The sequence below is a fragment of the Mycobacterium sp. TY815 genome (assembly GCF_030755135.1).
Classification (GTDB): Bacteria; Actinomycetota; Actinomycetes; order Mycobacteriales; family Mycobacteriaceae; genus Mycobacterium.
Genome location: NZ_JAUFRX010000001.1, coordinates 1,135,697 through 1,159,036, shown reverse-complemented (window position 1 = coordinate 1,159,036; position 23,340 = coordinate 1,135,697). Strand labels below are relative to the sequence as shown.

Sequence of the window (23,340 nt, the reverse complement as noted above, 5' to 3'; positions counted from 1 at the left end):
GACTTCACTGATTCGACGGCACCTCGAAAGCTCGACGCTGGAGGAAGGAGAGAAGGAGCTGACGATGAACACTCTCGGTACCGACATTGTCGATGTCGCCGTGATCGGAGCGGGCCCGACCGGATTGATGTTGGCGGGCGAGCTGGCGATGCGCGGCGTCCGGGTGCAGGTGCTGGAACGACGAGCGCAGGAGCCGAACATCACCCGGGCGTTCGCCGTGCACGCGCGCACTCTGGAGCTGCTCGACGCACGAGGGCTGGCCGGCGAAATGCTGGCCCGCGGATTCCGGGTGGGCGAGGTGGCTCCCATTCCGGGCGCCACCATCTCGCTGGCCGACGAGCTGCGGATGCGCTACCCATTCATCCTGATGGTCCCGCAGAGCGGGACCGAGCATGTGCTGGCGGCCCACGCGGAGCGCCTCGGGGTCCGGATCAGCCGGGGCGCCGAGCTGGCCGGGCTCGAGCAGCATGACGACGGTGTCACCCTTACCGTCGCCGGCGGCGGAAGCCTGCGCGCACGCTACGTGGTCGGGTGCGACGGCGCGCACAGCGCGGTGCGGCGACTGCTCGGCGTGGATTTTGTGGGCAAGCAGTACCAGACCCACATCATGCTGGCCGACGTGCAACTGACCAGACCCCCCGCCGAGCAGATGTTCGCCAGGACGAACGCCGAGGGTGTGGTGCTGGTCCTGCCGTTCGGCGACGGCTGGTATCGCGCCATCGCCTGGGACCGCCGGCGGGAACACGAGCCGCTGACCGAACCGGTGACCGCGGCACAGATCCGGGATGCGATCGCCAGGATCGCCGGCGAGGATTTCGGCCTGAACGAGATGCGGTGGAGTTCGCGGTTTCTCAGTGAGCGCCGACAGGCTCGCCACTATCGGGTGGGGCGGGTGTTTCTGGCCGGGGACGCCGCCCACGTTCATTCGCCCATCGGCGGCCAGGGCATGAACACCGGCATCGGCGATGCGATGAATCTCGGCTGGAAGCTGGCCCTCGTGGCCAACGGGGCGCTGGACGGACAGCCGTCCGAGTCGTTGCTGGACAGCTACGAATCCGAGCGGCACCCGGTCGGCGCCGAGGTGCTGGCGATGACGGACATGTTCACCCAGCTCGTACTCGGCCGATCCGCGGTACGCCGGCTCGCGCAGGGGTTGGCCATTCGCACGATCCTGCGCTTCCCGCGCAGCCGCCGCGCCATCGCCGAACGGCTCAGCGGCGTTGCCATTCGCTATCCCCGGCGCCGGCCCGCCGATCATCCACTGGTGGGGCGCCGGATGCCCGACGTGGACTGCAATGGCATCCGGCTCTACGAAGTGCTGCGCAGCGGCCACTTCGTCCTGCTCACCCGGGGGACCCGTCGTACTCGCGTCGACTGGCCAGGCGTCGAAGAGGTAAACCACTACGACGCAACGCAGCCTGCCGCGGTGCTCGTCCGGCCCGACGGCTATGTCGCGTGGGCTGCGCGGCGGACGCCGACGGCCGCCGAAGTCGCCGAGGTGCTGAAGCGGTGGTACGGGTGTTTAAGCCGTGCGCAGCCCGGGTACGCGCTGCGGAACCTCGGTGCTCGGGGATCGTAACGGGGGAGCCGAGGGGTTATCACCGAAAATTGCACGTGACTAGTCGGGTGGGCGGCTATGGAACGACTAAGCGGACTTGACGCTTTCTTTTTGTACATGGAGACACCGGCACAGCCGTTGAACGTGTGCTGCGTGCTGGAGCTGGACACCTCGACGATGCCGGGCGGTTATTCCTACCCCCGGCTTCGTGCGTCGCTGGCCAGGCACGTACGGGCGGTACCGGAGTTCCGGATGAAACTTGCTGACACGCAACTGAATCCGGATCATCCGGTGTGGGTGGACGACGACAGCTTTGCGTTGCGGCGCCACCTGCACCGGGTGGCGGTGCCCGCACCCGGAGGGCGTCGGGAGACGGCCGAGATCTGCGGGCACATCGCGGGGCTGCCGCTCGACCGGGACCGGCCGTTGTGGGAGATGTGGGTGGTCGAGGGCGGAGCCCGGGACAACGGCCTGACCGTGGTGCTCAAGGTGCACCATGCCGTGGTCGACGGCGTCGCCGGGGCGAATCTGCTGGCGCAGCTGTGCAGCCTGGTCCCCGATGCCCCCGCACCACGACCGGTGCAGGGTGCCGGACACGCCAGTTCGCTGCAGATCGCGGCGACCGGATTGCTCAACGTCGCCAAACGACCGTTGCGCTTGGCGACGGTGGTGCCGGCAACGTTGCTCACCGTCGCGCAGACGATGTTGCGGGCCCGCGAAGGCCGCACCATGGCCGCGCCGTTCAGGGCACCGCCCACCCCGTTCAACGGGCCGCTGACTCACCACCGGAACGTGGCCTTCACCCAACTCGACATGCGCGACGTCAAGAGGGTGAAGGACCGGTTCGGGGTCACCGTCAACGATGTCGTGGTGGCGCTGTGCGCGGGGGTGCTGCGCCGCTTCCTGCTCGAGCGCGACGAACTGCCCGACGTTCCGCTGGTGGCGACAGTCCCGGTCTCGGTGCGCGACAAATCGCAGCGGCCCGGCCGCAACCAGACCACCTGGATGTTCTGCCGGATGGAGACCCAGATCGCCGATCCCGCCGAACGTATCCGCGCCATCGCGGCCGGCAACAGCGCCGCCAAGGAACACACCGCGGCGATGGGCCCCAGCCTGCTGCACGACTGGACCGAGTTCGGCGGTCAGACCATGTTCGGTGCCGCGATGCGGATCCTGCCCCGAATCCCGTTGAGCACCAGCCCCATTTACAACATGATCCTGTCGAATGTGCCGGGTCCGCAGGATCAGCTTTACTTCCTCGGCTGCGGCATCGAATCGATGTACCCGCTGGGACCGCTGCTCGGCGGTGCCGGACTCAACGTCACCGTCATGTCTCTCAACGGCGCCCTGGGTGTCGGCGTCATTTCCTGCCCGGACCTGGTGCCGGACCTGTGGGGGATGGCCGACGCTTTCCCGGATGCGCTCAAGGAGTTGCTGGTCTGCCGCGACGCGGCGTCCGGCGAAAGCCCGCCCGACAACTGATCGGCCTGTCTGCTGCGGCCAGGGCGTGGCTTTGTGGCACGTTATAGCCGTGACACGCACGAATGACGGCCCGCGGACGTGAAATTGGTGGGTCGCCGGAAGTTTCCGGTGCCGTGGACGACCCGGGCTCTGCTGGTGCTGGCGGCGCTGTTCCCGAATGTGCTGGGCGCCGCGGTGATCGGGGTGACGACGTTCTGGGCCCTGCCTACCGGCCAGGCGTTGAGCGAGCGCCGGATCCTGCACTTCAACGTGGTGGTGATGGCGGTCTACGTCGCAGTCGCGGCGGCGATCGCCATCGTCTGCGGACTCCTGGCGACCACCTACCGCAGCGGCGGTGACGAAGCCCCCTCGGCATCCGAGGCCCGAAAACGGGTACTGATGGCAATCCCGTTGCGTACCGCCACCATTCACGGGGCGGTCTGGGTGACCGCCGGCGTCATCCTGGTGGTCATCAATCTCCGGGCACCCTGGTTGGCGACGACGCTGGGCGTCTCGGTGCTGCTCGGTAGCTTTGTGACCACCGCCGTCGCGTACTGGCTGTGCACGCGAATCCTGCGGCCGTTCGTCGCCGAGGTGCTCACCGACAGCCCGCCGACCTCCGCGCGCGGACCCGGACTGCGGCTGCGGGCGGTGTCCGCATGGACGCTGGGCACCGGTGTGCCGTTGCTGCAACTGCTTCTGGTCGGAGCCAGCGCACTGGTCATCGACTATTCCGGGCGCAGGCTGGCGATCGTCGTGCTGGTCCTCGGCGGGTGCGCGGCCGTCAGTGGGTTGGCCATCACCGCGTTCACCGGGGCGGTCAGCGCCGACCCCATCGACGAGGTGCGGCGCGGCATGCAGCGCGTCGAACGCGGCGACTTGGACGCAACCGTCCCGGTCTTCGAGGCCTCCGAACTCGGCCTGTTACAGGCAGGGTTCAACACCATGGCCGCGGGGCTGCGCGACCGCGAACGGTTGCGGGACCTGTTCGGCCGCCACGTCGGTCGCGACGTCGCGCGCCTCGCCGAACAGGGCGCGTCCGACAACGGTGCCCTGGGCGGGGTCAACTGTGAAGCGGCAGCGTTGTTCGTCGATCTGGTCGGCTCGTCGCGGCTCGCCGAGCGGATGGCTCCGGAGGATCTCGTCGCCATGCTCAACGAGTTCTTCGCGGTGGTGGTCGAAATTGTCGAGCGCCACCGAGGGTTGGTCAACAAATTCGAAGGCGACGCCGCGCTGGCGATATTCGGTGCCCCGGTCGAGTTGAATGACTGCGCGGGCGCAGCGCTGGCCGCGGCACGCGAGCTGGGCCGGCAACTCAACCGCTCCGAGATCAGGGCCGGCATCGGCGTGTCCGCGGGAACCGTGGTCGCGGGGAACATCGGCGAGTCGCGACGTTACGAGTACACGGTCATCGGCGACCCGGTGAACGAGGCGGCACGACTCACCGAGGTGGCCAAGCAACAGGGGGGCGTGGCCGCATCCGGCGCCGCACTGGCCCGCGCATCTCAGGACGAAGCGCAGCATTGGCGGGTGTTCACCACCACCGTGCTGCGCGGCCGGGACAGTTCCACCGAGATCGTCGTACCTGCGGCGAATAGCGTTGTGGGATAACCTATTTCAGAACGGATAACCGGTGCTGGTGCCCAGCGCGTCGACCGCGGCGTTGATGGTCGGGATCACCGAAGCGCCGTACCGGGCCACGATCTGGTGCAGCGAGCGGGTGATGTGGGGCCCGACAGCGTCCGCCGCCAGGATGTCTTCGGCGATCACGATGCCGTTCACCACATGCCCGGCGAGCAGCCGTCCGTCGCGGGCGATCTCGTAACGCCAGTCGCCGATCTGCACGCGCTCGGGGCTGGAGGAGAAGAACCCGCGCTTGGCCGGGGTGTGAATCACGCCCGGCAGCCCGGCGAACACCTTGACCACCATGGCCACACCACCGGGGCCGCCCAGCGCGCCCCCGATGGTGCGGCTCACCCGCTGGGCATCGAACTCGTACATCAGCTGTCCATGGGCAGGACGAACGTCGGTTTGATGGTTTCTCCGCTGCCGGTGCGCCGCACCGCGGTTCCCGCGGTGTAGAACTCCACCGTGTGGTGTCCCCACGCGTAGTTGGAGATCGCGAAATGCACGCCGACCACCCCGTTGGCCCCGTCGCGCTCGGCCTCGGTCTGCATGCGCGACATCGCCAACTCCCGGGCCTGGTAGTTGCCCTGGGTCCATTGCGGCATCTCCATGTTGCGGCCGATCTGCTTGAGGGTCTGCATGAATCCCTGCACGGCGATGTGGAACACGCAGTTGCCCATCACGAAGGCGACCGGGCTGTAGCCGGACCGCAGCAGCGTCACCATGTCCTGCCCGGACAGATGGCTGGAGAAGGCCTGTCCGTTGGGGCGGCGGAATGCGCCCGGCTTCTCGGTGTAGCGGACCGCGGTGCCCACCGCCATGAACTCCAGGTGTTCGCCACCCTCGCCGTGGTGCCGCCAGGTGAGGCGGACTCCGACGATGCCGTCCGCGTGCAGCGCGTCTGCTTCGGCCTGCATGCGCGCCATGGCATTCCACCGCGCCCGATAGGTCGCTTCGGTCAGGACACCGAGTTCCTGCTGCTGCCGCAGACCGGTGCCGGAGAACTGAAATCCCACGTGATACACCGAGACACCCATGACCAGCTCGATCGGTTCGAACCCGGCCCCGTGCAGCAGTGCGAACTCGTTGATCGACAAGTCCGACGTCCACGACTTGGCGGCGTGCGACAACCGTTCGTTTGCTACCGGGTCGAGCGAGCCTGGTTCCATGCGCGGGGCGTCCCTTCTGTCGTTTGCGACAGCGTACCTACCGGCGGCCCGCTCATGGAGTAAGCGTGATCGCCTCTTCCGGGCAGTTCTGCGCACCGAGCAGCGCCTCCTGCTCGAGGTCGCCGGACACGTCCTCGACAAGGACGACGGCGTGGCCCGCGTCGTCGGAATCGTAGATCCGCGGCGCCAGCGAGTAGCAGCGTCCGTGACCCACGCAGCGGTCCGGATCCACCGACACGCGCGTCATCGGCCCGGTACCGGGAATGTCAGCGGCAGCGCCTCGACCGAGCGCAGGGCAGCGGTGTACTTCAGCTCGGTGCCGGGCGGAATCTCGTAATCGGGGATTCGCCGGTGGAACTCCCGCAACGCCACCCGGAGCTCCATCCGGGCCAGGTGGGATCCGAGGCAACGGTGCGGGCCCCCGCCGAAAGCGCGGTGCCGGTTCGGGCTCCGGCTGAAATCGACCCGCTCCGGGTCGGGGAACTCGGCGGGGTCGGTGTTGGCCGCGCCCAGCAGGGGGCTCACCCGCTCGCCCTTGTTGATCGGGCAGCCGCCGACCTCGACATCCTGCATCGCGACCCTGGCGACGCCGGGCACCGGTGTCTCCCATCGCAGCAGTTCCTCGATGGCATGCGGCAGGATGTCGGGCTGTTCGACCAGCTGATGGCGGTGCTCCGGGTGCCGGGCCAGGTACACGAAGAAGCAGTCCAGGGAGTCGGTCACGGTGTCCAGCCCGGCGATCAGGAACAGAAAACAGATGTCGAGCAGCTCTTCACGCGACAGCGCGGCTCCACCGTCCTCCTTGAAGTGCGTCGCGATCATCGCCGAGAGCACGTCGTCGCGCGGGGTCGCGATGTGGTCGTCGATGGCGCGGTTGAAGTATTCGTAGATCTGATCGGCGACCTTGGCCGAGGCGTCGTGCCGGTCGTCGTAGCCGGTGGACCCTTCCGGCCGGATCACGCCGTCCTTCCACTCCAGGAATTTGTCGAGATCCTCCAGCGGCAGGCCCAGCAGTTGCAGGAAGACGGTGCAGGGCAGCGGCACCGCGAACTCTTCGTGGAAGTCGCAGGAACCCCGGTTCGCGAAGCGGTCGATCATCTCGTTGACCAGAGCGGTGACCTGGGGCTCCCGTCGTGCCATCTCCCGGGGCGTGAACAGTGGATCCAGGATCCGGCGGTATTTCGCGTGCTCGGGAGGGTCGATCTGCAGCGGGATCAGTGGTCGCGAGTTGCCCAGATCCACCGCGTCCATGTTGGACGAGAACAGGTCGGTGCGCTTGAGCGCCATCTCGATGTCGGAAAGCCGGCTGAGCACCACCGCCTGCGGCGACCGGAACACCGGGGCCGACTCGCGCAGCGCCTTGTACATCGGCTGAGGCTCGGCAAGACCCATCACGGCCTGGTCGACGAATGATTCCGCTTCTGTCATGTAGTCAGCCTGACACCGCGCCGGTCGGCGGGCAATCCTTGTTTTACAAAAATACGTAAGTTAGATAACTTGGCCGCGGGGGTTGAAGGCCTGCTGCTGTCATCACGGAATCCGATGGCGGCCATCTGCAAGTTGCATAGCTTGTAGAAATAACTGGCCGTGGCGGCGCGTTACGTTGAGAGCGGGGCTGTAGACGCATCGCTTCGGGGGCCGGCGTTACTGTCGCCGGCGTTCAAGCCTTCCGAATGAGTCACGACCACAAGAGGTTTCAATGATGCCAGCGCGCCCGGTCCGGGTCGGGGCCCTGCTGCGGACGGCAGGAACCGCCAGCGACCCCACCTTGCGCCAAGCGGTGCGGGACGCCGAGGCGATGGGGGCCGATGTGATCTTCGGCAGTGACGACCTTCCCCCGCGATACGCCGATTGCGCCGGTTTCGATGCGGGGACGACGCCGGCGGCCTGGGGCGAGCTGACCACTCGCGCCGAAATCGGCCTGCTGATCAGCGCAATGGGATACCGCAGCCCGGACCTGCTGGCCGACAGGGCGCGCACGGTGGACCACACCAGCGGCGGTCGGCTCATCCTGGGTTTCAGCGCCGGCGGATACGGAAACGACGGATACGGAAACGACGGACACGCCTCGTCCGGAGACGGGTTCCGGGCACTGGTCGACGGGTTGGCGAGCATCGAATATTCCCTGGCCCGTCACAGTCCGCCACCGCAGCGCGACATCCCGATTCTCATCACCGGGCCCGGCGACAGAAAGACGCTGCCGCTCATCGCGGGATTCGCCGACATCTGGCACAGTGCCGGGCCCGTCGACGAGTTCCGCCGCCAGAACGGCCTGCTTCACGCGTATGTCGAAGCAGCGCAACGAGATAACGCATCGATAGAGCGCGCGGTGTGGTGGCGGGGTCCGAGCGAGGCCGACCGGTACCGCAACGAAGGCGCGACGCTGTTCACCGCGGAAGTCACTCCACACGAAAACGGTTTCGATTCAACGAATCTCGGCGAACTCATCGCTTGGCGAGACGGGCTGTAGGCCGGCGGTGAACGTCGCGATCGTACGCCGGGGCCCGGGCGCTTGGCCGCGAGACTTTTTAACATTGCTATTATTGTGGAAATAGCAGCCCGCGGCGGGAGGCGGCCCATGACGTTCGACCTGATCATTCGGGGCGGCACCGTGGTCGACGGCACCGGCTCGCCACCCCGAACCGCTGACGTCGCCGTCAGTGACGGTCTAGTGCGCGAGGTCGGGCGCGTCGACGGAGGTGCCATCCGCACCATCGATGCCGACGGCCTCACCGTCACACCGGGTTTCGTCGATGTGCACACTCATTTCGACGGCCAGGCGACCTGGGACCCGCACCTGACGCCGTCGTGCTGGCACGGCGTCACCACCGCGATCATGGGCAATTGCGGTATCGGTTTCGCCCCGGTGCGACCCGACCGGCACGAGTGGCTGGTCGACCTGATGGAGGGGGTCGAAGACATTCCGGGCTCGGCGCTCTCCGAAGGTATCGCCTGGGAGTGGGAGTCCTTCGGCGAATATCTGGATGCGCTGGCGCGGATGCCCAGAGCGGTCGACGTGGGTGCCCAGATTCCGCACGCCGCGGTCCGGGGCTTCGTGATGGGAGACCGCGCACAAGAATCTGCGACTGCCGCCGACATCGAGGCGATGGGCAGCATAGTCGGCGACGGCCTGCGCGCGGGAGCGCTGGGAATGTCGTTCGGCCGCACAGCCGGCCACCGCAGCGCGTCGGGCGAGCCGGTGCCCGGCACCTACTCGGAGGAAGCCGAGCTCGCCGCCCTGATGGGGGTTATGGCCGACGCGGGTTCTGGTGTGCTGCAGGTGGTTCCGGCGGGGGTCGGTGGCGCGATGGGCGGCGACCAACGGCACTCGATCGACGCCGAGATCGAATGGATCACCCGGCTCGGCCGGAAATGCCGGATACCGCTGACATTTCTGGCCATGGTCAACGAGCAGGACCCACACGACTGGCGCAGCTGGTTCGCCGCAGTGCATGGCGCCAACGCCGAGGGGGCGGACATTCGGCCGCAGGTGGCGTGCCGCGCTTTCGGCATGCTGATGGGTCACCAGTCGCGGATGAACCCCTTCCGCCATCGGCCCAGCTACCGGTCGCTGATGGATTTGCCTCTGCAACAACGGGTGCAGCGCCTGCGGGATCCCGCGGTGCGAGCCCGGATTCTGGCAGAGACGCCCGATCCGGCGGCGGAACCGTCAGCCGACCAGCTCAACCGGCACATCTTCAAAAGGCTCTATCCGCTAGGCGCCGCACTCGACTACGAACCCGCACCGCAGGACAGCGTGGCGGCCATCGCCGAGCGGGAGGGCCGCGACCCCTGGGAGGTCACCTATGACGTGCTACTCGGAGCCGACGGGCGCGAGTTCCTGCTGCTGCCGTTGCTGAACTACGCCGGCAACAACTACGACCATCTGCACGACATGATGTCGGATCCGGTGAGCCTGCAGGGCCTCGGCGACGGCGGGGCGCACTGCGGCATCATCTGCGACGCCAGCATGACCACCTATCTGCTGTCGCACTGGGTGCGGGGCCGGAGCAGGGGGCCGGGCCTCTCGCTGGCGACCGCCGTGCACCGCCTGACCGGCGACCCGGCGCGGTTCTACGGGCTGGGCGACCGGGGTGTGCTGCAGCCGGGCCGACGGGCCGACATCAACCTGATCGATCTGGACCGACTCGCGCTGCACTACCCGGAACGGGTGGAAGACCTGCCCGGCGGCGCAGGGCGGCTGATCCAGCGCGCGGACGGCTATGTCGAGACGCTGGTGCTCGGGCAGACGGTGGTCGCCGAAGGAGAGCTGACCGATGCCAGGCCCGGGGGTCTGGTTCGCGGCGCTCGTCCGGCGCAGGCCGGTTAGGCGCGCTCGCCGGTTCCGCTCCGATGCAGCAGCGATGCACCCGCGCGCACCATTCCGCGCAACGCGTACGCGGCGGTGACCACCGAGAGCAGGATCAGAAGCACAAACGTCGGTAGCCAGTTGGCCCGGCTATGGTTGACGTCCCACCAGACGATCGCGAACAACACCACGCACAGGAACAACACGATGTCGCGCCAGTTGCCGCGGTACGACGTCGCGGCCTTGCGCAGCGCGTTGGTTCGGTCGGCCGCGTCGATCAGGTCGTCGATCCGGGTGTCGATGCTGCGCTGCAGGTTGGCGCGTCTCTCGGCGGCCTCGGGCGGGAGCCGGTCGAGCAGATCCATGTCCTGTTTGATCAGCGACCGGTAGTCCGGCCCCCGGAACTGCCCCGCCGTCAGCGCCAGCATCATGCCACCCAGGACGGGCGCACTGTTCAGCGCGATCTGTCCCACACCCGCCACCTCAGGCCCTCCTTCGGCTCGTCCACGAGATTCCCCGATGAGGATTGCCGAAAGCGGGGAGCGGATCAACCGCCGGGTGTCCGCGGGTCGCGTCCGCCAAGCGTGAACTGGTGGTGAGGATCGCGGGGCTGATTTTCGCACTGGTCACACGCTCGGCGAGGGGATGGCTCATCCGACGGATGACGCCTGAGGGACATGGGTCTCACAGCAGGTTGTCGGACACCTGTCCAGAAGAATGGTATTTTTGCTGGATCACCCGGCTCCGCGCCCGGCCGGTCCGGCCGTCGTCAGGACTCTCCTTCTGCCGCGATTTCAGCCTGATAACGGCCTTTCTTGCCCAAGGCGAGAGCGGTCCGCTAGAGTCGGAATTGATATCAGACACCTGTCCATAATTCAGGGCCTGCGACACCGCGTGGTGTCGGTAGGCCGGCACCGGCTCGCACCGCCGGCCGGGCAGCGAAGCAGACCGGAGGACCGCCGTTGACGAGCAGGTACGCCGCCCTCACCCGGGATCAGCTCAGCACGCTGGTGCCGGAGCTGCTGCTGATCGGCCAGATGATCGACCGGTCCGGAATGGCTTGGTGCATCCAGCAATTCGGCCGCGAAGAGATGGTGCAGATCGCGATCGAGGAGTGGGCCGGGGCGAGCCCGCTCTACACCAAGCGGATGCAGCGCGCACTGCGCTTCGAGGGCGACGACGTCATCACCATCTTCAAGGGACTGCAACTGGACATCGGCGCGCCGCCGCAGTTCATGGACTTCCGCTACACGGTGCACGACCGCTGGCACGGCGAGTTCCACCTCGACCACTGCGGTGCGCTGCTGGATGTCGAGCCGATGGGCGACGACTATGTGCGCGGAATGTGCCACGACATCGAGGATCCGACGTTCGACGCCACCGCGCTGGCCACCAATCGCCGCGCCCAGGTGCGTCCGATCCACCGGCCGCCGCGCGTGCCTGCCGGCCGGCAGCCGCACTGCGCATGGACCGTGATCATCGACGACTCGCACCCGGAAGTCGGTTTCATCCCGGAACTGGAGATCGTCGGAAGCACCAGAGCCGCGACCGCCGAACTCGACCCCATCGACAACACCGAACCGGGCCAGGCCGACTATTCCGGTCCGCTGGTCTCCGACTTCGACTTCGGAGCATTCTCCCACTCCGCGCTGGTGCGCCTGGCCGACGAAGTGTGCCTGCAGATGCATCTGCTCTACCTGTCCTTCGCCCTGGCGGTGAGCAAACGCGCCGGCAATGACGTCGCGCTGGCTCAGTCGATCGCCACCAAGCAGCTCATCGGCCTGGCCGGGCTGGCCGGCGAGCGGATTCACCGGGCGCTCGATCTGCCCGGGGGCGTGGAGGGTGCCGTCCGGGTTATGGAGTTGCATCCGCTGTTCAATCCCGCCGCCTATGTGCTGGCAGATTTCGAGTCCGATCGAGTGCGCCTGCGCCTCTCGCCGGCCCACGAGGACGAGGCATGGCCGGCGCTGGTGTCGCCGGAGGCGGTGGCGCCCTTGCAGGCGATCGCGTCCGCGGTAGATCCGCGCCTGCACGTCGAGGTGACCGGCAGCCCCACCGAGTGGACGGCGGTGGTCACCGAAACCGACACTGCCGCAAAAGAATTCTCCGAAGTGGCGGTAACCAAGTTCAGTGGCGGCGCGAGTTTCGTTTTCCATCCTCGCCAGTCGCTGCCCCTGACCCCGGTGTAACTGCCAGAGGCTCAGGAGGATTCAGGCGACGGAGGCGCCCAGTATGAGGTTGACCGCCTCGTCCAGCTGGCCGGCGATCTCCTGGTAGGTGAGGAAGCGCGCGGTCATCAGGGCGCCGGCGAACGTCATCTGCAGTGTCGACTCGACCGACCGCGGCCAGCCCGGACCCAGCGCGGCGCCGATCCGGCGCGACACCTCCTCCGCGATCTCGACGCGCAACGGGATGACCGCGGGATCGTCGGCCATCAGCGCGGTGCCACATCCGGCGGTGAGTTCCGGCTCGTCGGCAACAACCAGCGCCATGTCACGCATGGTGGCGCTGACCCGGGTCTTGGTGGTGTCGTTCACGTCGGTGTGCAGCGGCAGCTCACGGAGAAACCGCAGGTAAACCGCGGCCACCAGCGCGCTTTTCGACGAGAAGTAGGTGTAGGCGCTGGCCGGCGACACCCCCGCGCGTTGCGCCACCGCCCGCATGGTCAGGTTGGCGTAGGACGATTCGCGCAGTTCCTGCAGCCCGGCGTCGAGGACTTTCCGGATAGTCTGACCGGGGCGGCGATCCGACCGGCGCGGGGCGGGCGCACCGGTTGCCGGCGACGCCGCTTTTCTAGACACCGGTCCAGTCTAGGAAAACGCCGGCCGCGAATGTAGACAACTGTCCAGAGTCATCTCGGCGCGGCGCCGGGGCTCGCGATCAGTAGCCTCGGGGCTGTGAGCGAGCACGACCGCCGCCGCTGGGACGAGCGCTACGCAGGATTCGAGCCGGTGCAGGTTCCGGCAGTGGGCCCGCCGAGTTTCCTCGAACCCTATGCGGATCTGATTCCGACGCGGGGACACGCGCTCGACATCGCCTGCGGCCGCGGGCTCGGCTCGGTGTGGCTGGCCAGCCGCGGATTGACCGTGTGGGGTGTGGACATCTCCGGCGTGGCCATCACGCAAGCACGAGATCTGGCCACAAGCCTGGGATTTGCCGAGCGCTGCCGGTTCGACGTCGTCGACCTCGACGACGGCCTGCCGGCGGGGCCGACGGTTGACGTGCTGCTGTGCAACAAGTTTCGCGATCGGCGGCTCGATCGCGCCATGATCGCCCGGCTGGCGCCGGGCGGGCTGCTGGCCCTGTGCACCCTCAGTGAGGTCGGCGCCGAACCGGGGCGGTTTCGCGCCACGCGCGGGGAACTGCCCTCGGCGTTCGGCGAACTCACGCTGCTGGCAGCCGGGGAGGCTGCCGGATACGCCTGGTTGGTGGGGCGCGCGTGACAGCGCGACCGCGCGGATCGACAAAATCGGCGGCGGCACAAGCGAAATGAGGAGCAGAATGGTCAGCCGGTCGCTGTAGCCCGCACCCCCTGTCGGGTAGTGTCACGACCATGGAGCGTCGCGTCCTGGAAGCAGTCATCTACGAACGCGAGCCGCCGATCGCGCGCATCATCCTCAACCGGGTCGACAAAGCCAACACCAAAGACGCAGTGCTGGTTACCGAAGTCGACACATGTCTGCGAGAAGCCGACCGGGACAAGGAGATCAAGGTCGTCATCCTCAAAGCCAACGGCAAGGGATTCTGTGGTGGCCATGTGGCCCGGTGGGGACCGGGCGAGAACCCTTACCCTGACTTCGGCAACACCTTCGAAGATCTCTACAAAGGCACGGCCGACCTTTTCCTGTGGCCGACGCTGTATCTCTGGGAGTTTCCCAAGCCGACGATCTCCCAGATCCACGGCTACTGCATGGGCGGCGGAATCTACCTCGGGCTGCTGACCGACTTCTGCGTCGCATCCGAGGACGCGTACTTCCAGATGCCGCTGGCCGAAAGCCTCGGCGAGCCGGGCGGTCACACCATGATCGAACCGTGGCTGCTGATGAACTGGCATCGCACGATGGACTGGCTGCTGCTGGCGCCGACGCTCTCGGCCCAGCAGGCACTCGAGTGGGGTCTGCTCAACAAGGTGGTACCGCGCGACGATCTCGAGCAGACCGTCGAGGAGATGGCGCGCAAGATCTCCCAGATCCCACTGACCACGCTGATGGCGGTGAAGAACAACGTCAAACGGGCCTGGGAATTGATGGGTATGCGCGTGCATCTTCAGGTCAGCCACATCCTGACGAACATGGTGGGCGCCGCCTCCGATGTGCAGGCCCGCCGCGCCGAGCTGATGCAGTCCGGCATGAAGCCCCGCGACTTCATCGAGGGCGCCGAATCCTAACGCGAGCAGGCGCAAAGTTGCCCTTGTCGTACCGAAAATTGCTTACTTTGCGTCTGTTCGGCATCAATGGTGCCCGGCGATCTTGCGGCCGGCGGCATGCCGCGCGGCAACGTACCCGAACACCATTGAGCTCGCGATGCTGGCGCCAGCGCCCGGATACGTCCGCCCCATGACCGTGGCGGTGGTGTTACCGGTCGCGTAGAGTCCTTCGATCACGCGGTCCTGCTCGTCGAGCACCTGCGCGTACTCGTTGGTGATCACACCGCCGCAGGTCCCCACGTCCGCCGGGAGCACCCGGGTCGCGTAGTAGGGCGCCCGGTCCAGCGGCCCGACCGCGGCGTTGGGCCCGTACCCGGGATCGCCGAGGCAGTCGTTGTACGCGGACTGCCCGCGCCCGAAATCGGGGTCGAGCCCTTTGGCCGCGAACCTGTTGAATCGCTGCACCGTTCGAACCAATTCCTCGGCGGGCAGCTCGATCTGACGGGCGAGGTCGGTGAGCGTCTCCGCGCGCTTGACGGCTCCGCTCTCGACCAGCTGCGGGGGCAGATGCTCGCGCTTCACCGGGTTGGTACCCGCGACATACCTGCGCACGTAACCCTCGTCGAAGATCATCCAGCACGGCACCGCCTTATTGGCGTACATCGCCTTGCCGACTTCGACGTAAGAGTTCGACTCGTTGCAGAACCGCCGGCCGCCGGAGTCCACATAGATGGCCCCGGGCCGCTGCCGTCCCGAACCGAGCGAGGCCGCCGCCGCGCCACCGTTGGCGATGAAAACCGAAGGCAACCACCAGGCCTCGTCGAGCAGATCGGTTTTGGCGCCCAGGCGCATCGCGCTCTGCAAAACCTCGCCGGTGTCGCCGGCGTTGGCGATCGACCACTGACCTTCGTTGGGCTGCTCGCCGCTGTACCGGCGGCGCATGTCGGGGTTGTGGCCAAAGCCCCCGGCAGCCAACAGAACTCCCTTGCGGGCCTCGACATTCTGCGCGACGCCGTCATGGACGATCCGGGCGCCGGTCACCCGGCCGTCTTCGACGATCAGGTCCTGCATCGCGGCGTTGATCCACAGCGGCGGCTGACCGTCGCTGAGGTCGATGAGCACCTTCAGCATCTGGCCGATCAGGGACGCACCGTTGGTCAGGAGCTGCCGCCGGGCGAGCCGGGCCGCCCGGGTGCGCGCGAAGACCTTGGTGGCCACGGCGAGTGCGCGAGGCGAGCGGTTGAAGTACTGAACCGAGCGCAATTCGTTGGTCAGCACAACGTACCCGTAGTTCTTGGCCAGCGACGGCTGCACCTTGTCGTGCCAGGCTCCCAGTTCGGCGGCGTCGAACGGGATTCCCTCGACGGCGCGGCCCGACTCGTTGCCGCCTTTGTGGTTCGGGTAGTAATCGCTCCAGCCGGCGCAGCGGATCATCCGAACTCCCTTGCGGAGCAGGAAATTGAGCATCTCGTAACCGGCGGTCAGGAACATCTCCCGGCGCGCGGGGGAGGAGGCCGCACCGATGTCACCGACGACGTCGGCCAGGTAGGCCAGACCGTCCTGGTGCGAGTCCGCGATGCCGTCCGCCCGCATCAACGGATTGTTGGGCAGCCAGACGATGCCGCCGGACAACCCCGTCGAACCGCCGACCAGGGGCTGCTTTTCGATGATCAGCGGCTGCAGGCCGGCGTCCAGGGCGGCCAGCCCCGCGACCATGCCGCCGCCGCCGCTGCCGGCGATCACCAGGTCGACGCTGCGGTCCCACTGGGTGCTCATTGTCCGGTCCCTCCTGCCGGCGTGCCGACACCCGCGGTGAAGCCGAGATCGGCGATCGGCACGTCGATGGTGGTGTTGGTCTTCTGGATCGCGGGCACCAGCGCCTCATACGGCAGGCCTGCCAGAAACCCGTCGATGACGCGCTCGAAGTTCGAGATCAGTCCTTCGATCCGGCTGGACAGCCGCATGTACTCGAAACCTCTTGAATGCAAACCCTTTTGCTGTTTGGGCAAATTGGAGAAGTCCTGCGCGGGGATGGGCGGCCAGCGCGGGTCGTCGGGCGCCATCGGCTCGGGCGGAGTGGGTTTCGCGGTGACCCGGTCCGGCGGGATACGGGTGAGCGACCAGATCTCGAACAGCGTCTCCTCCGGTCCGAGCGGACGGATGCGGTAGGACGATGCGCTGCTGTACTGCGGAAGCAGGAAGTAGTGCGGGAAACAGAACCCGATGGCGTCGACGATGCCGCGGCGTTGCAGGTCGTTGAGGTCGGGCATGTCGCAGCCACGGGCCCGGTGCCACGCGACGACGGCATCGTTGAGGGTGCTCTTCCACACCGCCATCGCCTCGGCCGGATCGCCGGGCAGTTCGATGTTCTGCAGTCCTTCGGCGATGCGGATGTCGTTCTCGTGCGTCATGCCGGCCATACCTTCGCCGAGGGTGCGCATGAAGTACAGGCTGGTTTGCACCAGCCCCGGCTTCGCCGACGCGGGTTGCGACGTCGGCAGCAACTGGGGGTGGGTCTGCGGGACGTGATAGCCCTCCATGAAGGCCGCGGTCGCCAGTTTCCAGTTCACCGGCAGCCGGCACGACTGCCACCACTCGGTGCGCAGCGACTCGACCTTCCAGGCGTCGTAGATCGTCGCGAACGGTTCGAAGCAGTCACGCAGCGGCGGCGCGTCGTCGTCGAGATTGATCCACGCGCACCCGCCCCATAGCTCGCAGCGCACCGGTACCAGCGCCAGGTCGTCGGCACTCAGGCTGTGCTCGTCGAAAGTGTCGGCGCGTAGCACGAAGGTGTTGCGCCCGTCGATGCCCCAGCACCATCCGTGGAATGGACATACGAACGTACGGCGGGATCCGTTGCCTTCCACCAATTTCACGCCGCGGTGGCGGCACGCGTTGTGGTAGGCGCGCACCGTGTCGGCATCCAGGCGGACCACGATGACGGACTGGTCGAGGATTTCGTATTCGACGAAGTCGCCCGTCTTGGGGATCTCCTCGAGCCGGCAGGCCATCTGCCACACCCGTGGCCAGAACTTCTCGTTCTCCAGCTCGTAGAACTCCGGATCGTAGTAGCGCTGCTTGGGGATTCGGTCGGCATCCTGCACCGCCCACGGCACCGCAAGCGGCGTCCAGTTGACGTCCATGGCTCTTCCTCGTCTATAGAATCCGGGACGTCCGTCCCTGCCAGTACTTGTCGCGGATTCGCCGCTTGTACAACTTCCCATTCGGGTCGCGGGGCAGGACGTCGAATTCGATGGTGCGCGGACACTTGTAGGCGGCGAGATGTTTTCGGCAGTAGTCGATGAGCTCGGCTTCCAGCCCGGATCCCGGGTCGATTCCCGCGACCGGTTGCACCACCGCCTTGACCTCTTCGCCGAATTCTGCGTTGGGCACGCCGAAGACCGCGGCGTCGACAAGTTTCGGGTGCATGGTCAACAGGTTCTCCACCTCCTGCGGGTAGATGTTGACCCCGCCGGAGACGATCATGAAAGTCGAGCGGTCGGTGAGGTAGAGATATCCCTCCGCGTCGAGATAACCCATGTCGCCCAGGGTGCGCCAGCCCCGCTCGTTGAACACCGACGCGGTCTTGGCCGGATCTTTGAAGTACTCGAAGTCCGGACCGCCCTCGAAGTAGAGTTCGCCGGTTTCACCGAGCGGCAGCTCGGCGCCGTCCTCGCCGACGACGTGCACCGCCGTCATCGGAATGCCAACCGAGCCCGGGTGCGCCAGCCACTCCTGAGGACCGATCGTGGTGCCGGCGAATCCCTCGGTGCCACCGTAATACTCGTGAATGATCGGCCCGAACCAGTCCATCATCTGATGCTTGACATCGACCGGGCAGGGCGCCGCGGCATGAATGACGCAGCGCAGGCTGGACACGTCGTACTCGCTGCGCACCGCTTCGGACAGCTTGAGCATCCGCACGAACATGGTCGGCACGAACTGGGCGTGGGTTACCCGGTGGGTCTGGATCAACCGCAAGACGCTTTCCGCATCGAAGCGCGGCATGATGATCGAGGCCGCCCCAACGCGATTGACCGCCATCGTGTAGTTGACGCCGGCCGCGTGGTAGAGCGGTGCGGGGGACAGGTACACGTCGGACGCCCGCATCCCGTACTTGTGGATCAGCGCCATCTCCAGCACCGACTGTGCCCAGGACCCGTTGCCGTCCGCCGGCAGTGGGCGTCGCACCGCCTTGGGTCTGCCGGTGGTGCCCGACGAGTAGAGCATCTCGGTGCCGTCCGTCGGCGGTGGCGCAGCACCGGCGGCTGCCAATGCCTCGTCATAGGATCGCCAGCCCGCCAGCTCATCGCCGACCACCAGATGCACGCGCACCGAGGTGTTGGCTTCGCGGATGTGCGTGGCCAGGACCGGCATGGACGCGTCGACGAATACCGCCTTCGCCTCGGAGTCGTCGATCACATACGCGACCTCGTCCGGCGTGAAGTGGGTATTCACGGCCGTGTAGTAGAGGCCGGAAAGCTGGCAACCCCAGGTGATTTCGAAGAACTCCGGCCGGTTCGGCAGAACCAGCGCCACGCCGTCGCCGCGGCGCAGGCCCGCTTCGTGCAGCGCCGCGGCGACTCGCTGGCTGCGGTCGTGCAACTCCCCGAACGAGACCACGCCGTCCTCGGTGATGAGTGCCGGCGAAGCAGCGGCGGTTCTCGCATGGTCGGCGATGTTCACGGGCGGAGCTCGGGCGGGCTCAGGTGCCGGCGCCGTCGGTCGAGGCGGCGGCCGCAGCCTGGCGCCGTGCCTGTTCGGACGGGAGCACCTTGTCCCGGAACACCGTCTGAATGAGCTCCTGCACGTCCTTGCTGATGGAGGCCAGGGCGACAAGGTCATTGGAGCTCTGCCAGTGCACCCGCATGCCCATCAGCTCCCACGCCCGCTTGAGATTGGCCTTCGTCGCCAGCAGCGTCGTCATCGGGGCCTGGGCGATGTGGCGGGCGATGGCCTCGACGCGGTCGTCGAGTTGCTCGCGTGGCACCACCTCGTTGACGAGTCCCACCTCCAGCGCCTTCTTGGCGTCGATGACCTCGGCGAGGTACAGGTAGTACGCCGCCCGTCGCCAGTTCATGAAAACCCAGGGCTCGATCGAGCATTCACCCGAGGGCATGCCGAATCCCTGCAACGGGGGATAGGAGAAGTACGCGTCCTCGGCCGCGATGACGATGTCGGTGGTCAGCCCGTAGTGCGTGCCGCCGCCGACGCAATAGCCGTGTACCTGCGCGATGGTCGGTTTGGAGAACTCCCACAGATTCATCACCGGTTTGACGAACAGGTCCGTCTGCGGTTTCCACGGCGTGCCCATCACCTTCGCGCCTTCGACGAACGAGGGGTAGTCCACGGCGTTGTTGCCGATCGCGTGCCCCGAGCAGAAACCTTTCCCGTTGGCCTTGAGGACGAGCACCTTGATGTCGTAGTCGCGGTCAGCGTCGAGCAGCGCGGCGTCGACTTCTTCGGCCAGCTTCTGGTCCTGGGCGTTGGCCTTCTCCGGCCAGTTCAGTGTGACCCGCGCGATCGGGCCTTCCTTCTCATAGATGATTCTTTCGCGAGTCTCGTTGAGGTCCATGCCGTTTCGCTTACCTTTCAGGATGAGGTGATGACGCCGATTTCGGCGCCGATGTCATAGGTGGTTCCGGTCTGTGCAGTCCATTGCACGGTGCCCGAGGCGCCGGCTTCGATCTCCTGTTCCACCTTCTCGGTGGCGATGACGTAGATCGGGGTCCCTTCCTCCACGTAGGCGCCGCCGTCCACCAGCAGCTCGGTGAGCTCGGCCTCCGAGACGGCGACCGAGACCCGTGGAATCCGTATCACGAAATCAGCCATGAACTTTCGCCTTCTCCAGCGTGAGCTGCGCGGCGGCCACGATCTTGGCCGGTGACGGGTAGACCTGCGCCTCGAGGGCGGCCGCCGCCGGATTCGGTACGAACCGGGCGCCGACGCGCTGGATCGGAGCGGCCAGTTCACCGAACAGCTCGGAGGACAGAATCGCGGCGACCTCGGCCCCCGGCCCGGCGAACTGCACCGCGTCGTGCACGATCACGACTCGCCTTGTGCGACGAGCGGATTCGACGATGGTGTCGACGTCGAGCGGCAGCAGGGTGCGCAGATCCACCACCTCGGCGCTGACGCCCTGCTCGGCAAGGGTGGCCGCCGCCGCCAGGGCGTCGTGCACCGCGCGCCCGTAGCTGATCAGGCTGACGTCGGTGCCGGGCCGCTTGATATCGGCCTGGCCCAAGGGAATCGCGAACGCAGGGTCGAGCGGGACCGGGCCCTTGCGGCCCTGCAGCCGGATCGTTTCGACGAACAGGCAGGGGTCTTCGTCGAAGATCGCCGAAGTGAGCAGGCCCTTGCCGTCCCGCGGGGTGGACGGGACGATGACTTTCATCCCCGGAATGTGCATGAACCAGGATTCCAGGGACTGCGAGTGCGTGGCGCCGGTGGCCAGACCGGCGTAGACCTGGGTCCGTACGGTGATAGGCGCCGTGGTCCGGCCCGCGGTCATGAACCTCAACTTCGCCGCGTTGTTGATCAACTGGTCGGCGGCGATACCGATGAAGTCCATGATCATGATCTCGGCCACCGGAATCAGGCCGTCGATCGCCGCGCCGATCGCCGCGCCGAGAATCGCGGCTTCCGAGATCGGTGTGTCCAGCACCCGGTCATGCCCGTATTTCGTCGACAGACCCGCGGTAGGGCCGGACGCGCCGGGGTCGGCGATGTCCTCGCCCAGCAGGAACACCCGGTCGTCGGCCTGCAACGCCTGATCCAGCGCGAGGTTGAGCGCCTCGCGCATCGTCATCTCTTTTTCTTCCATAGCCAGCCTGTTCCTCACCCGGGGAATTTGATCGGCGTCGCGTACACATCCCGGTCCAGTTCGTCGGCCGACGGCGGATCGGCGCCGAGCACCACGCGCAGCGCTTCCTCGATGGTTGCCTGCGCGTCGGCCTCGATCTCGTCGAGTTCGGCTGCGGTGCAGATGCCCGTCCCTTCCAGGTGGTTGCGGAACCGCGGAACCGGGTCAGCCGCCAACGCCTCGGCCAGCTGATCCTTGGGAATGTGGGCATGCGGTCGCCGAAGTAGTGGCCGCGAAACCGGAAGGTCACGCATTCGATGAAGGTCGGCCCCCCGCCGCTGCGCGCCCGGTCCAATGCCTGCACCAGGGCCGACTGCACCGCAAGCGGATCGTTGCCGTCCACTCGTTCGCCGGGCATCCCGTAACCGGCGGCCCGGTCGGCCACCTGCGCGATCTTCATGGTGTCCGACGTCGGCGTCATCTCGGCGTAGAGGTTGTTCTGGCAGACGAAGACCAACGGCAGATCCCACAGGGCGGCCATGTTGGCGGCCTCGTGGAACGAGCCGGTGTTGGTGGCGCCGTCGCCGAAGCTGACCACCGTAACCCGGTCCAGTCCTTTGCGTTTGCCGGCCATGGCCAGGCCGACGGCAACCGGTGGGCCGGCTCCGACGATGCCGGTCGAGAGCATCACACCCCTGCCGGGGTTGGCAATGTGCATGGTGCCGCCCTTGCCGCGCCCGGCGCCCACGACGCGGCCCATCATCTCGCCGTAGATCTCTTCCAGCGGAACGCCTTTGCCGATCAGGTCATGCAGTCCCCGGTAGTTGGTCACCAGTTGATCGTCGTCCCGCAGCGCCACACCCATGGCCGCCGCGATGGCCTCCTGGCCGCGCGAGGGCCAGTACACGCACATGAACTCGCCGGTGCCGATGCCCTTGGAAAGCCGGTCGTCGGCCGCCTTCATCAACACCATCAGTTCGTAGAGCCGGCGCTCGTTCACCTGATGCCTCCAGTTCCGTTGCAAGCGTTACGAGCCCGACCATGGTTTGACTTTGAGGAACCCACCGGCGTCGACACGCAACTGCTGGCCGGTGATGTAGCGCGCCGCATCGGAGGCCAGGAACAGCACGGCCTCGCTGATGTCCTCGGGTTCGACGTAGGGGACCGGCATGGCCTGGACCAACGGAAAGATGGGTTCGGCATCCTCGCGAGTCGGGTTGGGCAGGTCGGGCCGGAACGCCCGGTACATCGGCGCGCTGTGCAGCATGTCGGTGTTCACATTGGTGGGGTGCACCGCGTTCATGCGGATGGAGAACGGTGCCAGCGCCCGCGCAAAGTCGTTCACATAGTGTGCCGCAGCGATTTTCGCGAAGGCATACCCTGCGCCTCCCGGCCCGCCGTCGATTCCGGTGGTGTTCATCGAGGACATGAACGCGGCGTTGGACCCGATGACGATGATGGACGCGCCGGCATGCAGGTGTTTGAGGCTGACGTGCACCAGATTGAGCACGCCGCCCAGATCGACGTCCACGGCGTCGGCGAAGGCCTGTGGCGGCAGGCCCGCGGTCAGCGGGCAGATGCCGGCGTTCGCGACCACGATGTCGAGGTGGCCCAACTCGGCGACGCCGTCGTCGATGGCGGCCGACAGCGCGGCACGATCGCGGACGTCGGCGATCGCCGAATACACCCGCTGCCCTTCCTTCTCGACCAGTCGCGCGGTTTCCTCGAGGTCCTCCGGCCGTGCCAGTGGATACTCGTTGGTCTCGATGTCCTGGCACAGGTCCACCGCGATAATGTCGGCGCCCTCGGCCGCCAGCATCCGCGCGTGGGATCGTCCCTGCCCCCGAGCGGCACCGCTGACAACGGCTACCTTTCCGGTTACTCGGCCCACGTCCCGCCCCTCACCCCGGTGCTTGTCTGCACGATTGGCTCTGTGGCCCAACGTCATTCGTCGTGGAAAGAGCTGGGTGATCTGACCAGTGGCCGGCTTCCATCGCATCTCTCCACGAACAGCCGCACCGAGCGGGCATGGCTGCAGTCGGGCTACCA

General features: G+C 66.9%; 21 protein-coding genes and 1 pseudogene. 8 read left to right on the top strand and 14 right to left on the bottom strand.

The window, feature by feature from the left end:
- Window positions 1–64 precede the first annotated feature (64 nt).
- The 3 genes from QXK92_RS04975 to QXK92_RS04965 all read left to right on the top strand — a co-directional run bounded on the left by QXK92_RS04975 (window position 65) and on the right by QXK92_RS04965 (window position 4,630).
- Complete coding sequence (locus QXK92_RS04975) at window positions 65–1,579, top strand: FAD-dependent monooxygenase (RefSeq protein ID WP_306240564.1); 1,515 nt, start codon at window positions 65–67, stop codon at window positions 1,577–1,579.
- Window positions 1,580–1,636: 57 nt separating this feature from the next.
- Window positions 1,637–3,040 (top strand): wax ester/triacylglycerol synthase family O-acyltransferase, encoded by a 1,404-nt coding sequence (locus QXK92_RS04970; RefSeq protein WP_306240563.1) that lies wholly within the window; start codon window positions 1,637–1,639, stop codon window positions 3,038–3,040.
- Between the two features lie 87 nt (window positions 3,041–3,127).
- Window positions 3,128–4,630 (top strand): adenylate/guanylate cyclase domain-containing protein, encoded by a 1,503-nt coding sequence (locus tag QXK92_RS04965; RefSeq protein WP_306240562.1) that lies wholly within the window; start codon window positions 3,128–3,130, stop codon window positions 4,628–4,630.
- Between the two features lie 6 nt (window positions 4,631–4,636).
- Here QXK92_RS04965 and QXK92_RS04960 read toward each other — a convergent pair whose 3' ends face one another.
- The 4 genes from QXK92_RS04960 to QXK92_RS04945 are packed head-to-tail and all read right to left on the bottom strand — an operon-like array spanning window position 4,637 to window position 7,242.
- Window positions 4,637–5,020, bottom strand: coding sequence for a DUF5073 family protein (locus QXK92_RS04960; protein WP_306240561.1), 384 nt, complete (start codon window positions 5,018–5,020; stop codon window positions 4,637–4,639).
- On the bottom strand, window positions 5,020–5,814 hold the full coding sequence (locus QXK92_RS04955; protein WP_306240560.1) for a heavy metal-binding domain-containing protein: 795 nt from the start codon (window positions 5,812–5,814) through the stop codon (window positions 5,020–5,022). Before QXK92_RS04955 ends, QXK92_RS04960 begins: the two co-directional genes overlap by 1 nt.
- A gap of 52 nt (window positions 5,815–5,866) precedes the next feature.
- On the bottom strand, window positions 5,867–6,061 hold the full coding sequence (locus QXK92_RS04950; protein ID WP_306240559.1) for a ferredoxin: 195 nt from the start codon (window positions 6,059–6,061) through the stop codon (window positions 5,867–5,869).
- Entirely contained in the window at window positions 6,058–7,242 is a 1,185-nt protein-coding gene (locus QXK92_RS04945; protein ID WP_306240558.1) for a cytochrome P450, read from the bottom strand. The genes QXK92_RS04950 and QXK92_RS04945 overlap by 4 nt, the downstream gene beginning before the upstream one ends.
- 274 nt (window positions 7,243–7,516) lie before the next feature.
- Between QXK92_RS04945 and QXK92_RS04940 the strand changes: the two genes are divergently transcribed.
- Both QXK92_RS04940 and QXK92_RS04935 read left to right on the top strand, forming a co-directional pair.
- Window positions 7,517–8,284 (top strand): LLM class flavin-dependent oxidoreductase, encoded by a 768-nt coding sequence (locus QXK92_RS04940; RefSeq protein ID WP_306240557.1) that lies wholly within the window; start codon window positions 7,517–7,519, stop codon window positions 8,282–8,284.
- 108 nt (window positions 8,285–8,392) lie between these two features.
- Window positions 8,393–10,144 (top strand): amidohydrolase family protein, encoded by a 1,752-nt coding sequence (locus QXK92_RS04935; RefSeq protein ID WP_306240556.1) that lies wholly within the window; start codon window positions 8,393–8,395, stop codon window positions 10,142–10,144.
- Here QXK92_RS04935 and QXK92_RS04930 read toward each other — a convergent pair.
- The gene (locus QXK92_RS04930; protein ID WP_306244200.1) at window positions 10,141–10,554 is read right to left on the bottom strand and encodes a hypothetical protein; all 414 of its coding nucleotides are present in this window, start codon (window positions 10,552–10,554) and stop codon (window positions 10,141–10,143) included. The two genes, QXK92_RS04935 and QXK92_RS04930, sit on opposite strands and share 4 nt — an antisense overlap.
- Window positions 10,555–11,085: 531 nt before the next feature.
- On the opposite strand from QXK92_RS04930, the gene QXK92_RS04925 reads away from it, so the two are divergent.
- The gene (locus QXK92_RS04925) at window positions 11,086–12,312 is read left to right on the top strand and encodes a hypothetical protein (protein WP_306240555.1); all 1,227 of its coding nucleotides are present in this window, start codon (window positions 11,086–11,088) and stop codon (window positions 12,310–12,312) included.
- 21 nt (window positions 12,313–12,333) lie between these two features.
- On the opposite strand, the gene QXK92_RS04920 is transcribed toward QXK92_RS04925, so the two are convergent.
- Window positions 12,334–12,924 carry a TetR/AcrR family transcriptional regulator gene (locus tag QXK92_RS04920; protein WP_306240554.1) on the bottom strand — a complete coding sequence of 197 codons (591 nt, stop codon included), beginning with the start codon at window positions 12,922–12,924 and terminating at the stop codon, window positions 12,334–12,336.
- A 96-nt stretch (window positions 12,925–13,020) separates the two neighbouring features.
- On the opposite strand from QXK92_RS04920, the gene QXK92_RS04915 reads away from it, so the two are divergent.
- Both QXK92_RS04915 and QXK92_RS04910 read left to right on the top strand, forming a co-directional pair.
- Window positions 13,021–13,566 carry a bifunctional 2-polyprenyl-6-hydroxyphenol methylase/3-demethylubiquinol 3-O-methyltransferase UbiG gene (locus tag QXK92_RS04915; protein ID WP_306240553.1) on the top strand — a complete coding sequence of 182 codons (546 nt, stop codon included), beginning with the start codon at window positions 13,021–13,023 and terminating at the stop codon, window positions 13,564–13,566.
- A 110-nt stretch (window positions 13,567–13,676) separates the two neighbouring features.
- A complete protein-coding gene (locus tag QXK92_RS04910) occupies window positions 13,677–14,510 on the top strand; it encodes an enoyl-CoA hydratase-related protein (RefSeq protein ID WP_306240551.1) in 834 nt (277 codons plus the stop codon).
- Between the two features lie 63 nt (window positions 14,511–14,573).
- Here the strand turns inward: QXK92_RS04910 and QXK92_RS04905 are convergent, their stop codons facing one another.
- From QXK92_RS04905 to QXK92_RS04870, 8 genes and pseudogenes are all read right to left on the bottom strand, one after another.
- Window positions 14,574–16,265: an FAD-binding protein gene (locus QXK92_RS04905; RefSeq protein ID WP_306240550.1), complete on the bottom strand. Its 1,692-nt coding sequence runs from the start codon at window positions 16,263–16,265 to the stop codon at window positions 14,574–14,576.
- Entirely contained in the window at window positions 16,262–17,632 is a 1,371-nt protein-coding gene (locus tag QXK92_RS04900; protein ID WP_306240549.1) for an aromatic ring-hydroxylating dioxygenase subunit alpha, read from the bottom strand. Before QXK92_RS04900 ends, QXK92_RS04905 begins: the two co-directional genes overlap by 4 nt.
- 13 nt (window positions 17,633–17,645) lie before the next feature.
- Complete coding sequence (locus QXK92_RS04895) at window positions 17,646–19,175, bottom strand: acyl-CoA synthetase (RefSeq protein ID WP_306240548.1); 1,530 nt, start codon at window positions 19,173–19,175, stop codon at window positions 17,646–17,648.
- Between the two features lie 19 nt (window positions 19,176–19,194).
- Entirely contained in the window at window positions 19,195–20,064 is an 870-nt protein-coding gene (locus QXK92_RS04890; RefSeq protein ID WP_306240547.1) for an enoyl-CoA hydratase/isomerase family protein, read from the bottom strand.
- 17 nt (window positions 20,065–20,081) lie between these two features.
- Window positions 20,082–20,321, bottom strand: a complete 240-nt coding sequence (locus tag QXK92_RS04885; RefSeq protein ID WP_306240546.1) for a lipoyl domain-containing protein — start codon at window positions 20,319–20,321, stop codon at window positions 20,082–20,084.
- A complete protein-coding gene (locus QXK92_RS04880) occupies window positions 20,314–21,312 on the bottom strand; it encodes an alpha-ketoacid dehydrogenase subunit beta (RefSeq protein ID WP_306240545.1) in 999 nt (332 codons plus the stop codon). Before QXK92_RS04880 ends, QXK92_RS04885 begins: the two co-directional genes overlap by 8 nt.
- A 14-nt stretch (window positions 21,313–21,326) precedes the next feature.
- Window positions 21,327–22,264, bottom strand: a pseudogene (locus tag QXK92_RS04875) (thiamine pyrophosphate-dependent dehydrogenase E1 component subunit alpha).
- 54 nt (window positions 22,265–22,318) lie between these two features.
- A complete protein-coding gene (locus tag QXK92_RS04870) occupies window positions 22,319–23,182 on the bottom strand; it encodes a mycofactocin-coupled SDR family oxidoreductase (RefSeq protein WP_306240544.1) in 864 nt (287 codons plus the stop codon).
- Window positions 23,183–23,340: the final 158 nt, after the last annotated feature.

What these genes read in the sequence shown, in the direction of transcription:
- QXK92_RS04975 (WP_306240564.1), top strand. Translation starts at nt 65, where the DNA reads ATGAACACTCTCGGTACCGACATTGTCGATGTCGCCGTGATCGGAGCG.
- QXK92_RS04970 (WP_306240563.1), top strand. Translation starts at nt 1,637, where the DNA reads ATGGAACGACTAAGCGGACTTGACGCTTTCTTTTTGTACATGGAGACA.
- QXK92_RS04960 (WP_306240561.1), bottom strand. Translation starts at nt 5,020, where the DNA reads ATGTACGAGTTCGATGCCCAGCGGGTGAGCCGCACCATCGGGGGCGCG.
- QXK92_RS04955 (WP_306240560.1), bottom strand. Translation starts at nt 5,814, where the DNA reads ATGGAACCAGGCTCGCTCGACCCGGTAGCAAACGAACGGTTGTCGCAC.
- QXK92_RS04950 (WP_306240559.1), bottom strand. Translation starts at nt 6,061, where the DNA reads ATGACGCGCGTGTCGGTGGATCCGGACCGCTGCGTGGGTCACGGACGC.
- QXK92_RS04945 (WP_306240558.1), bottom strand. Translation starts at nt 7,242, where the DNA reads ATGACAGAAGCGGAATCATTCGTCGACCAGGCCGTGATGGGTCTTGCC.
- QXK92_RS04940 (WP_306240557.1), top strand. Translation starts at nt 7,517, where the DNA reads ATGCCAGCGCGCCCGGTCCGGGTCGGGGCCCTGCTGCGGACGGCAGGA.
- QXK92_RS04935 (WP_306240556.1), top strand. Translation starts at nt 8,393, where the DNA reads ATGACGTTCGACCTGATCATTCGGGGCGGCACCGTGGTCGACGGCACC.
- QXK92_RS04930 (WP_306244200.1), bottom strand. Translation starts at nt 10,554, where the DNA reads ATGATGCTGGCGCTGACGGCGGGGCAGTTCCGGGGGCCGGACTACCGG.
- QXK92_RS04910 (WP_306240551.1), top strand. Translation starts at nt 13,677, where the DNA reads ATGGAGCGTCGCGTCCTGGAAGCAGTCATCTACGAACGCGAGCCGCCG.
- QXK92_RS04905 (WP_306240550.1), bottom strand. Translation starts at nt 16,265, where the DNA reads ATGAGCACCCAGTGGGACCGCAGCGTCGACCTGGTGATCGCCGGCAGC.
- QXK92_RS04900 (WP_306240549.1), bottom strand. Translation starts at nt 17,632, where the DNA reads ATGGACGTCAACTGGACGCCGCTTGCGGTGCCGTGGGCGGTGCAGGAT.
- QXK92_RS04890 (WP_306240547.1), bottom strand. Translation starts at nt 20,064, where the DNA reads ATGGACCTCAACGAGACTCGCGAAAGAATCATCTATGAGAAGGAAGGC.
- QXK92_RS04885 (WP_306240546.1), bottom strand. Translation starts at nt 20,321, where the DNA reads ATGGCTGATTTCGTGATACGGATTCCACGGGTCTCGGTCGCCGTCTCG.
- QXK92_RS04880 (WP_306240545.1), bottom strand. Translation starts at nt 21,312, where the DNA reads ATGGAAGAAAAAGAGATGACGATGCGCGAGGCGCTCAACCTCGCGCTG.